The organism is Lacibacter sp. H407, from assembly GCF_037892605.1.
Lineage (GTDB): Bacteria > Bacteroidota > Bacteroidia > Chitinophagales > Chitinophagaceae > Lacibacter.
In genome coordinates, this window is the sequence record NZ_JBBKTU010000001.1 from 3,079,220 (window position 1) to 3,091,968 (window position 12,749).

8 protein-coding genes are annotated in these 12,749 nt (G+C 41.3%); all 8 read left to right on the forward strand.

The features are described from left to right. Positions 1-13 precede the first annotated feature (13 nt). Positions 14-3,298, forward strand: coding sequence for a VCBS repeat-containing protein (locus tag WG989_RS13390; protein WP_340430069.1), 3,285 nt, complete (start codon positions 14-16; stop codon positions 3,296-3,298). 14 nt (positions 3,299-3,312) lie between these two features. After that, entirely contained in the window at positions 3,313-4,746 is a 1,434-nt protein-coding gene (locus WG989_RS13395; protein ID WP_340430071.1) for a glycoside hydrolase family 30 protein, read from the forward strand. A gap of 24 nt (positions 4,747-4,770) precedes the next feature. After that, positions 4,771-6,231: a glycoside hydrolase family 30 protein gene (locus WG989_RS13400; RefSeq protein WP_340430072.1), complete on the forward strand. Its 1,461-nt coding sequence runs from the start codon at positions 4,771-4,773 to the stop codon at positions 6,229-6,231. A gap of 63 nt (positions 6,232-6,294) precedes the next feature. Continuing rightward, positions 6,295-7,929 carry a glucoamylase family protein gene (locus WG989_RS13405; protein WP_340430073.1) on the forward strand — a complete coding sequence of 545 codons (1,635 nt, stop codon included), beginning with the start codon at positions 6,295-6,297 and terminating at the stop codon, positions 7,927-7,929. Beyond that, positions 7,930-9,282, forward strand: coding sequence for a glucoamylase family protein (locus WG989_RS13410; protein WP_340430074.1), 1,353 nt, complete (start codon positions 7,930-7,932; stop codon positions 9,280-9,282). Positions 9,283-9,381: 99 nt separating this feature from the next. Then, positions 9,382-10,551 carry a Gfo/Idh/MocA family protein gene (locus tag WG989_RS13415; protein ID WP_340430075.1) on the forward strand — a complete coding sequence of 390 codons (1,170 nt, stop codon included), beginning with the start codon at positions 9,382-9,384 and terminating at the stop codon, positions 10,549-10,551. 10 nt (positions 10,552-10,561) lie between these two features. Beyond that, on the forward strand, positions 10,562-10,984 hold the full coding sequence (locus tag WG989_RS13420) for a DoxX family protein (RefSeq protein ID WP_340430077.1): 423 nt from the start codon (positions 10,562-10,564) through the stop codon (positions 10,982-10,984). Positions 10,985-11,020: 36 nt separating this feature from the next. Then, on the forward strand, positions 11,021-12,748 hold the full coding sequence (locus tag WG989_RS13425; protein ID WP_340430078.1) for a GMC oxidoreductase: 1,728 nt from the start codon (positions 11,021-11,023) through the stop codon (positions 12,746-12,748). Position 12,749: the final 1 nt, after the last annotated feature.

Consider the following 12,749-nt stretch of genomic DNA (forward strand, 5'->3'; position numbering starts at 1 on the left):
TTTTTGCTGCACAATGAAAAGTTTACGATTCCTTTTTCCCATTTTGTTTTTGTTTTCCTGTAGTAAACCGGGGGCGTTATTTACAGAAGTGTCTGCTGTAAAAAGCGGCATTGATTTTCAAAACAAGGTTGAAAACAAATCGCATTTTAATATTCTTTATTACCTGTATTTCTATAACGGAGGAGGTGTTGCTGCGGGTGATATCAATAACGATGGACTTACTGATTTGTATTTCACGGCAAATAGTAAAGGCAATAACAAATTATATCTCAACAAAGGAAATTTTCAATTTGAAGACATTACAGCAAAAGCCGGAGTAGCAGGTGCAAGTGATTGGTGCAGCGGTGTTACCATGGCCGATGTAAATGGTGATGGTTTACTTGATATTTACGTATCAGCAGTTGCACAGTTCAGTGGCTTAAAGGGCCACAATGAATTATTCATTAACAAAGGCAACGGAACATTCACCGAACAGTCGATCGAATACGGACTTGGTTTTTCAGGTCTTTCTACACAAGCTGCTTTTTTCGATTACGATAAAGACGGTGATCTCGATTGTTTTCTCATCAATCATTCAAAACAACCTCATTCAAATATTGTTGATACGGTAAACCGAAACAAAAAAGATGCTGTCAGTGGCAGTCGTTTGTTTCGTAATGATTTGAATAAAGGCGAAAAAAAATTTACAGATGTTTCTGCTGAAGCAGGCATTTATCAATCCAATCTTTCGTATGGTCTTGGTTTAAGTGTTGCAGATATCAATAACGATGGATGGGATGATGTGTATATTGGAAACGATTTTCATGAAAACGATTATTATTATATCAATAATAAAAACGGAACATTCAGCGAAAGCGGTGCAAAACATTTTGCTCATTACAGTCGCTTTAGTATGGGTAATGATATTGCTGATTATAACAACGATGGTCAACCGGATATTGTAACAGTTGATATGCTGCCACCCGATGAAAAAACATTGAAGACTTACGGTAGTGATGAAAATCCTGACATCTACAAATTGAAACTGGAGATGAATGGTTATCAGCATCAGTACTCACGTAACTGTTTGCAACGCAACAATGGCAGTGGTATCAATTTCAGTGAAGTGGGATTGATGGCCGGCGTATCAGCAACAGATTGGAGCTGGAGCCCTTTGTTTGCAGATTTTGATAATGATGGAAAGAAAGATCTGTTCATCAGCAGTGGAATTGTAAAACGCCCGGTTGATCTGGATTATATACGCTTTGTATCGGATATGCAGATGAACAAGGGGCTTGATAAAACTGATGCGTACGATGATGAAACGATCAGTAAAATGCCCGATGGCAGTAGTCACCCGTTTTTCTTTAAGAACAACAATGGCAACTCCTTTGCAGATGTAAGTAAAGAGTGGGGCACTGCAAACATGAAAGGATATTTCAACGGTGCAGCTTATGCTGATCTGGATAATGATGGTGATCTGGATATGATCATCAATAACATCAATGCAAAAGCATCTGTATTAAAGAACGAAACGGTTGGAAAAAATTATCTCAGCATTCAATTAAAAGGTGACAGCCTGAATCAATTTGGCATTGGCGCAAAAGCTTACTTGTTTTCAAAAAGCGGAATGCAATACCAACAGATGATGTTAACACGAGGGTTCCAGTCATCAGTAGAACCACGTTTGCATTTTGGATTGGATTCATTGGCTTCGGTCGATTCGATCCTGATCGTTTGGCCCGATCAAACATATCAGTCAATAAAAAATCCTGCGATTAATCAACAACTCAACATTGCAGAAAAAAATGCAACAGGTGAATTTAATTACAACAATTTTTTTGGTGCGCCTGCACCATACTTTACTGATATTACAAAGGACATTGTTTGCAACTGGAAGCATGTTGAAAACGACTTTGTTGATTTTAATGTACAATATTTAATTCCCCATGCACAAAGTACAAGAGGACCAAAGCTCGCTGTTGCAGATGTAAACGACGATGGACTGGATGATTTTTATGCATGTGGTGCCATCGGTCAGCCGGGTGCTTTAATGATACAACAAAGCGATGGATCATTTCAACCAAGTAACAGCGACGTGTTTTTAAAAGATGCCGGTTGCGAAGATGTGGATGCTGTATTTTTTGATGCTGATGGAAATAAAACAATTGATCTGCTGGTGATCAGTGGCGGTAACCAGGTGCCCCGTAGTGCTAACGATTTGAGTGATCGTTTATACCTCAATGACGGGAAGGGAAATTTTACAAGAAAGATGGATGCATTCACGATCCAGTATGAAAATAAATCCTGTGTAACGGTTGCTGATGTGGATCATGATGGTGATATGGATTTTTTCGTTGGAAATGTAGGAAGTCCAACGGGTTATGGTTTATTAAAACCCTCCTATCTCTATCTAAACGATGGGAAAGCCGGTTTTTCGTTGGCGTCGATGCAAAAGATCGATCTTACAAGTTTGGGTATTGTTACCGCAGCAGCCTTTACTGATGTAAACAACGATGGATGGGATGATCTGTTAGTCACCGGTGAATGGATGCCGTTAAAAGTATTCATTAACAACAAAGGAACATTTACTGCCACAGAAGTGCCTGCTTCAACCGGTTGGTGGCAAACAATCATGCTGACAGATGTAGATGGCGACGGAGATAAAGATGTGCTGGCGGGAAACTGGGGACATAATTCGAAACTATGGGAACGTAAAGATGGTCCGTTGAAATTGTATGTAAAAGATTTTGACAACAACGGGAAAACGGAACAGATACTTGCCTACACCATGGCGGGAAAGGAGTATCCTTTTCTTGCAAAAGATGAATTGGAGCGACAACTGCCGGTATTAAAAAAAGCATATGTAACATATACTGAAGTAGCGGGTAAAACAGTCGATTATATTTTTTACGATCTGTTCAAAGATTATAAAGAGTTGAAAGCGGAAGTGCTGAGCAGTTCTGTTTTTATCAACGATGGAAAGGGAACGTTCAAGCGACATGATCTCAGTGATGAACTGCAACTTTCTCCCGTGATGAGTTTTACATCGGTAGGAGAAAAGGCAGGTTATATTGCCGGAGGTAATTTTTATGGTGTGATTCCTTACGAAGGTCGTTACGATGCTCTTTACCCATCCCTGTTTTCGTTTGACGGAACAAATGCCTCATTGTATGCAACAATGCCAGCCATCAAGGGTGAAGTGCGTGATATGAAATGGATCACTGTAAAAGGCGGGACTAAAATACTGGTAATTGCAAGAAATAATGAACCGCTGATCTTTTTAAAGAATATCGGCGAATTACAAACAATGAAATAATAACTATGATGAAGATGAAACAAAAGATAAACTGGATGACAGGAAGCCTGATCGTTTTTGCGTTTCTTTCTCTCAATTTCAATTGCAAGAAAAAAGGCAACTCCGGTACCGATCCTGAAACACCTGGTGCAGAAGTGAATTGGTGGATGACAACCGGTAGCCGCACAGCGTTGTTGCAAAAGCAAACCTCATTTGCTTTTAACAACGGCGGTACTGCTGTGCTGACCATTGAAGTAGATAGTGCACAAACCTATCAAACTGTTGATGGTTTTGGCTACACATTCACAGAGGGAAGTGCTTATCTCATCAACAAACTCAACGCAACAGAAAAAAATAACCTGTTGCAGGAATTATTCGGCAGTGCCGACAACAGCATCAATGTAAATTATCTGCGTCTCGGAATCGGGGCAACCGATCTCAGCACCAAAGTTTACAGTTACAATGATTTGCCAAGCGGACAAACGGATCTAACGCTTGCGCAGTTTACATTGGGGCAGGATACAGTGGATGTAATTCCGGTGTTGAAACAAATACTTGCCATCAATCCGAATATCAAACTCATGGCATCGCCATGGAGTGCACCAAGCTGGATGAAGGATAATAACAGCAGTATTGGCGGACGATTGAAAACGGAGTACTACAGTGTGTATGCACAATACTTTGTAAAGTATATCCAGGCTATGAAAGCAAAAGGAATTACGATTGATGCCATCACGATTCAAAACGAACCGTTGCATGGCGGTAATAATCCAAGTATGTTGATGAATGCAGTGGAGCAGGCCAATTTTATCAAGAATCATTTAGGGCCGGCATTTCAAACGGCGAACATTACCACCAAGATCGTTTTGTACGATCATAATTGCGATCGTCCCGATTATCCCATTGCCGTGTTGAATGATGCGGTAGCAAAACCGTTTATCGATGGTTCTGCTTTTCATTTATACGCTGGCGATATTGTAGCGATGTCAACCGTACATGATGCGCATCCTGATAAAAATTTATACTTCACAGAACAATGGACCGGAGCAAGCGGAAGTTTTGATGGTGATTTGAAATGGCACGTGAAGAATGTAGTAATTGGTTCCATGCGCAACTGGAGTAAAGTAGCACTTAACTGGAACCTGGCGAACGATGGCAGTTACAATCCGCATACACCCGGCGGTTGTGATCAATGCAAAGGTGCTCTTACATTGGATGGTGCTGTTAACAGGAACGTATCGTACTACGTAATTGGCCATGCATCGAAATTTATTCCAACCGGTTCAAAACGTATTGCAAGTACGCAAACAGGAAATTTATATTCAGCAGCCTTTTTACGAAATGATGGAAAGAAAGTGTTACTGGTGCTGAACGATGGTTCAACCAATCTTCGGTTTAATATAAAATACAAAGGAGCAAATGCAAATACAATGCTCTCTGCAGGTGCAGTAGCAACATATGTTTGGTAACCCACAACTAAAACAACCGGCAATATGAAGAAATTATTGATCGCAGTGATGGTCTTACAGCTACTATCCTGCAAAGAAGAAAGTAAACAGGCAGCAACCACTACTTCGTTCTCCACTGATAGCAAAAAGATCGTGGTGTACACAACTGCCGACAGTACAAATTATCGGTTAACCGTTACCGATACGCTCAGCTTTAAGGATATGGGGCAGCCGTTTGAAACACAGCTTTGTGTGTTTGTTGATCCTGTGCGTACTTATCAAACATATTTAGGAGTAGGCGCAGCATTGACCGATGCATCAGCTGAAACCTACGCCAAGCTTTCGAAAGCAAAGCAACAGGAATTCATGCAGGCTTATTTTGATAAAACAAAAGGGATTGGTTATACATTGGCACGAACGAATATTCACAGTTGCGATTTCAGCAGTGGCAGTTATACCTATGTTACAGAAGGTGATAAGGAATTAACATCATTCAACATCGAGCACGATAAGCAATTCAGAATTCCTTTTATCAAAGAAGCGATCAAAGCTGCCGGTGGTGCATTAACCTTATATGCAAGTCCGTGGAGTCCCCCGGCTTTTATGAAAGATAACAACAACATGTTGCGTGGCGGAAAGCTGAAACCTGACTTTTATCAAAGCTGGGCCAACTACTATGTAAAGTTCATTAAAGCATACGAGGCAGAGGGAATTCCTGTGTGGGGATTAACCGTGCAGAATGAACCAATGGCAACACAACGCTGGGAAAGTTGCTTATACACTGCTGAAGAAGAACGTGATTTCCTGAAAAACTTTTTAGGGCCAACCATGCACAAGGAAGGATTTGCAGATAAAAAAATTATTGTGTGGGATCATAACCGTGATCTGTTGTACCAACGTGCTCAAACATATTTTAATGATCCTGAAATGTCGAAGTACGCATGGGGTATCGGTTTTCATTGGTACGAAGACTGGAGTGGCGGCAAGCAAATGTTCAGCAATGTAGCCATGGTGAACAAAGCGTTTCCTGATAAAAATATTTTGTTTACCGAAGGTTGTGCCGAAAGTTTTGATTCTACCCGCTACAATCATTGGGGTTTGGGTGAGGAGTATGGCCGTTCCATGATCAACGATTTCAACAATGGCGCTGTAGGCTGGACCGATTGGAATATTTTACTCGATGAAACAGGTGGCCCGAATCATGTACAGAATTTTTGTTTTGCTCCTGTACATGCCGATACAAGAAGTGGTGAATTGATCTATACCAATGCATTTTACTATATCGGGCATTTTTCAAAATTCATCAAACCGGGTGCAAAACATATTATCAGCAGTCCAAGCCGCAGTCAACTTGTAAGTACATCTTTCTTAAATGAAGATGGTAGCATGGTAGTTGTGGTAATGAATGAGACTGATAAAGAAGCACCGTTTTTCCTGTGGGTAGATGGAAAAGCAGCTGAAACAAAAGCCTTACCGCATTCGATCAACACGTATGTAATTCAATAAAAGAACAGTTTTTTCTGTAAACGAAGAATGAAGAAAATATTGCTATATGGAATCTGTTTTTCTGTGCTAGCTGTAACAGCCTGCAAAAAGAAATCAACACCCTCTGTACCGGAGCCACCGAAACAGGTAACGCTGAAGTCGATCAAATTAAACAATATTGATTTTAATGGAATCCTGTATGGTGTAAGTCTGCAGCCGGTCATTCGCTTACAGTTTTCACAACCGTTGAAGCAAAGCACCATTGCACAATCAGTAAAGTTGTTTACATCAGGTGGTGCTGAAACAGCAATTACCACAACACTGCAAAGCAATGATTCGGTGTTGTTGGTGCAAGCATCATCACCACTGCAGAGTATTGCAAGGTATCAATTCAAAATTCTGGAAAGTTTGAAATCAGCAACCGGTGGTAATTTTATTGGTTCGGTCGATAATGCATTTATTACACAGATCGATTCAGGCAGAAAGTTCCCCGCAATTACAGATGATGAATTACTTACCAAAGTGCAACAGCAAACATTTAAATATTTCTGGGACTTTGGTCATCCGGTAAGCGGTCTTGCAAGAGAACGTAATTCGTCCGGCGACCTTGTAACATCGGGTGGGTCAGGCTTTGGTGCCATGGCGATTGTAACAGGCATCAACCGGAATTTTATTACAAGAGCACAGGGTTTGCAACGCATGCAAACAATGGTAGGCTTCCTGAAAAATACAGCACAAAAATTTCATGGTGCGTTTCCGCATTGGTTAAATGGTATAACAGGAAATGTGATTGCCTTCAGTGCAAAAGATGATGGCGCTGATCTTGTTGAAACGTCGTTACTCATGATGGGCCTGTTAACCGCAAGACAGTATTTTAACGGAGCGGATGTTGCTGAAACAAATCTTCGTGCTGATATTACCGCATTGTACAATGGAGTAGAGTGGAGTTGGTTTCGTAAGAGCAATGAACAAGTATTGTACTGGCACTGGAGCCCGAATTTCGCATGGGATATGAATTTGCCGATTCGTGGATGGAACGAATGTTTGATAACTTATGTATTGGCAGCTTCATCTTCTACACATGGTATTCCTAAATCGGTGTATGAAAATGGTTGGGCGAGAGACGGTGCTGCAGGATTTGTTAACGGCAGTCAGTTCTACAATATTACATTACCGTTAGGAAGCGCTTACGGCGGACCGTTATTCTTTTCACATTATTCGTTTCTTGGGATCAACCCCAATGGGTTGAGCGATACGTATGCGAATTACGAAGTACAAACAAGAAATCATTCACGCATCAATTATCAGTACTGCGTAGCCAATCCGCTGGGTAATTACGGTTACAGCGATTCTGTTTGGGGATTAACAGCAAGCGATATCCCCAATAGTTATACCGCCAGCTCACCAACAAATGATGTAAGTGTGATTGCACCTACGGCTGCTATTTCATCACTGCCTTATACGCCTGTTGAAAGTATGAAGGCGCTCAAGTTTTTTTATTATGTACTCGGCGATAAATTATTTAAGGAGTATGGCTTTGTAGATGCCTTCTCATTAAAGCAAACATGGTTTGCTAATTCATTCCTTGCCATTGATCAAGGGCCCATAATTGTGATGATCGAAAACCACCGCAGCAGTTTGCTGTGGAATTTGTTCACCAGCTGTCCTGAAGTGAAAGATGGAATGCGTTTGCTCGGGTTCAGCGCACCTTATTTGTAAATGATAAAACGAACGATCTTACTTGCCTCTAGTTTGCTGCTGCTTGTTCAAATTTCAATTGCACAAAAGCAAAAGACCGTTGCTGTATTTGATGCAACCAAACGCCCCAAACAACTGAATGATTCTGCGTTACTTGATCTTGTACAACAACAAACCTTTCGTTACTTCTGGGATTTTGCACATCCGGTTAGTGGTTTGTCGAGAGAGCGAAGCAATGTAGCGTATGAATATGGAGCTGAAGTTGTAACAACAGGTGGAACGGGTTTCGGTATTATGAGTGTATTAGTTGCTGCCGAACGTAAATGGATCAGCAGAGATACGGCAGCAAAGTTTTTATTACGCATGGTGAAGTTTCTGAGTAAAGCAGATGCCTATCATGGTGTGTTTCCACACTGGTTGAATGGTGCAACGGGCAAAACAATTCCTTTCAGCCGAAAAGATGATGGAGCCGACTTAGTAGAAACTTCTTATCTCATGCAAGGCTTGCTATGTGCACGACAATATTTCAATAGCGACGACAGAACGGAACGGGAACTTCGCAATCGCATCAACTGGATGTGGAACGATATTGAATGGAGCTGGTTCACCAACGGAGGCCAGAATGTGTTGTATTGGCATTGGAGCCCCAATAATGGCTGGGCAATGGATTTTCCTGTGCGTGGTTTCAACGAGTGTTTGATAATGTATGTGTTGGCAGCATCAGGTTCCAATGAAAAATACAGTGTAAGTCCGGCCGTATATCATCGTGGTTGGGCTGAAAGTAATTTCTTCAAAAACGGAAAAGAGTTTTATGGTATTCAATTGCCGCTTGGTTTCGACTATGGTGGTCCGTTATTCTTTTCGCAGTATTCGTTTCTTGGTTTAGATCCACGTGGTTTAAAAGATCGTTATGCCGATTACTGGCAACAAAACAGAAATCATACACTCATTAACAGAGAACATAGTGTACGCAATCCGAATAAATTCAAAGGCTACAGTGCCGATTGCTGGGGTTTAACGGCCAGCGATACCTACAATGGATATGCAGCACATTCGCCAACGGAAGATCTTGGAACAATTACACCAACTGCTGCATTGAGTGCGTTCCCTTACACGCCTGATTATTCAATGCAGGCGTTAAAACATTTTTATTTTAAGCTGGGTGATAACATCTGGAGTGAATATGGTTTTGTAGATGCGTTCAACGAATCAAAGAACTGGGTGGCGAAAAGTCATTTGGCCATTGATCAGGGACCGATCATTGTGATGATCGAAAATTACCGCAGCGGTTTGCTTTGGAATTTATTTATGAGTTGTCCCGAAGTGCAGAAAGGATTGAAGCGGTTAGGATTTACATCGCCTCAATTGAAGTAAATAGTAGTGCTGCGTTTGCTATGATGCACAAGAGTGCGACGCAACAATAGCCATATAGCAGTACAATTGCTTAGTACATAAAACAACCAACGATTTGCCATGAACGAAACATTTTCACGTGAACAGTTTTTGAAATCAACCGCAATGGCAGCCGCCGCATTGCTGGTATCTTCATTGGAGGGATGGGCCGCAGCAATGCCCGAAAAAAAATTACGTGTTGCAGTGATCGGCTGCGGTAGTGTAAGCAACCGTTATATCCCGCAACTTTTATCGTCGAAATTAATTGAGCTGGTAAGTTTGTGCGATATCAAATACGAACGTGCTGTTGCACAGAACAAAGAATACAAAGTAAACGCAGCAACTTATCGTAACATCGATGAGCAATTGAAAGGTGTGCCGTTTGATATGCTGGTCACCTTAACTGATATGCAGATACATGGTGAGTTGAATAAAAAAGCATTACTGGCCGGTAAACATGTGTGGAGTGAAAAGCCAATGGCCAATACCTATGCAGAAGGGAAAGCATTGCTTGCGCTGGCAAAGAGCAAGAAGCTGCGTATTTGGGGTGCACCGGCTGTTGTAAACAGTCCGCAGTTTGCATTTATGAGTAAGATGATCCAGGAAGGAAAGCTTGGACGTGTTGCAAGTGCACACGGACAGTATGGGCACACCGGTCCAACATGGAGTTCATTTTTTTATGAGAAAGATGGAGGCAGTATGCCCGATCTTGGTGTGTACAATATGGCAACGCTTACAGGTTTGCTTGGTCCTGCCAGAAGTGTGATGGCGATGACGAGTATTGTAAAACCGGAACGTAAAGTGGATGATAAAGGAACCGTAAAAGTAGTAGCAGAAGATAATGCGCATGTATTGCTGGAGCATGATAAAGGTGTGATCAGTCACATTATGTGTGGATTCAATTATTTTGATCCGCATGGACATGAAGCAGGCAATCAAACATTACACTCTATTCAGATCTATGGTGATTATGGCAACCTGCGTTTGATCGGCTATGATTGGGAAACGAATGGTGTAATGGTGGATACATCGTGGGATAAACCTGCTGTGTTGATGAGTACAGAGAAAGGCGGTTACGAATGGCAGGAAGGTGCTCGTGTAACCGGCGAGAGTATTGTAACCGGAACAGAGCCACGTATTAATGTTGAACATGCATTGCATGTGTTAGAGATCATTGAAGCTGCACGTACATCTTCTGCAACAGGCAGAAAGGTGAAACTGAAGAGCGTGTTCCCTTGGCCAATCGTATAAAACTAATTGTATGAATAAATTCTTTTCTGCGTCACCAATTTGGCAAACGGCAGGTATTACGCTTGTACGTGTAACGCTCGGTATTTTTCTGATGTATCATGGTTGGGAAATTTTCAATAAAGCAAAAATGGATGAATACCTCACATGGGATACATTCAAACAATCTTCAAGCGGAATTTTTTTGGTCTATGCCGGTAAAGCAGCTGAATTAATTGCAGGAATATTGTTTGTGTTGGGATTGTTTACACGCATTGCATCGTTACTTACCATTGGTACGCTTGGATATATTGCTTTTATGCTGGGCAATGGAATTATCTGGAACAACGATCAACATCCGTTCCTGTTTGTGTTGCTCGCATTGATGTTCATTTTTACAGGACCGGGTTCACTCAGTTTAGATGCGAAGCTGTTTAAAGAAAGAAGGCGCTATTAATAAACAGCAGCTACTAATCACTCATCATTTATCACAATGCCCGATACTTCGCAGATACATATTAACACAAAAGGAAATAAAGCCAACAGCTACGATGCAATTGTTATCGGTAGTGGCATTAGCGGTGGCTGGGCTGCAAAAGAGTTGTGTGAAAAGGGATTGAAAACATTGGTGCTTGAAAGAGGAAGAGATGTGCAGCACATCAAAGATTATCCAACGGCAACACTATCACGTTGGGAGTTGCCGCATCGTGGACAAATTACGCAGCAAACCAAAACAAACAACCCGCTTATTACAAAAGCTGCAGGTTATGATGAAAGTACACAGCATTTTTTTATTCAGGATAAAGATCATCCGTACATACAGGAAAAACCATTTGACTGGATCCGGGGTTACCAGGTGGGAGGTAAATCATTAACATGGGGCAGGGCCTGTGCACGCTGGAGCGAATATGATTTTACTGCGCCGAAACGATTTGGCTACGGCGAAAGTTTTCCAATAGATTACAACGACATCAAAGATTGGTACAGCCATGTAGAAAAATTTATAGGCGTTTGTGGTAATAAAGATGGAATTGATTCGATGCCCGATGGAGAATTTTTAACGGCTTATGAATTGAATGTAGTAGAACGTCATCTGCAGAAGGTGATCAAAGAAAAATTCAATCGCCATTATGTAAGTGGCCGTTGGGCACATATCAGTGATCCGAAACAAATACATCTGGAACAAGGCAGAGGACAATGTATGAATCGAAATCTTTGTATGCGTGGTTGTCCGCTGGGCGGATATTTCAGTTCGAATTCTTCTACATTGCCGTGGGCAACAAAAACAGGTAACTTGACGATTCGCCCTCATTCGGTTGTGCATTCCATTATTTATGACGAACAAAAACAAAAAGCTGTTGGCGTGCGTGTGATCGACACCAATACAAAAGAGACGAAAGAATATTTTGCCAACATCATTTTTGTAAATGCGTCTGCATTAAATACAAATCTGATCTTATTGAATTCAACTTCAACACGTTTCCCGAATGGATTGGGAAACGACAGCGGGTTGTTGGGAAAATATATCTGCTTTCATAATTACCGTGGCAGTATGAATGGTGATGTGGAAGGTTTTGAAGAATATTATTATAAAGTATCAAAACCCGTTGAATGTATTGTGGCGAATTTTCGGAATCTTGAAAAAAAGGAAACTGATTTTCATGGCGGCTATGTCATTTATTCGGGTGCTTATCGTGAGAAGTTGAGTGATAAAAATATCAAACCGCTGCTGGGTGCTGCTTACAAAGAAGCCATCAGCGAACCCGGTACCTGGGGTGTTTATATGTATATGCAAGGCGAAACCATTGCGAAAGAAAGTAATCATGTGCGGTTGAGCAAGGAAGAAAAAGACCAATGGGGAATACCTTTACTGATCACATCGGTTGGTTATGATGAAAATGATGAAAAAATGGTGAACGATTTTTTACAGGAAGGGCAAGCTATGCTTGAAGCGGCGGGTGTAAAAAATATTCAAACAAGAGATAATAAACAAGCACCTGGTCTGGATATACATGAAATGGGCGGAGTGCGGATGGGTGCTGATCCCAAAACATCGTTACTCAATGAATGGAATCAACTGCATCATTGCAAAAATGTTTTTGTAACGGATGGGGCTTGTATGACGAGCACCGGAAGTCAAAGCCCATCAATTTTATACATGGCTTTTACAGCAAGGGCTGTCAACTATGCTGTGGAGCAATTAAAAAAAGGAAACCTGTAAA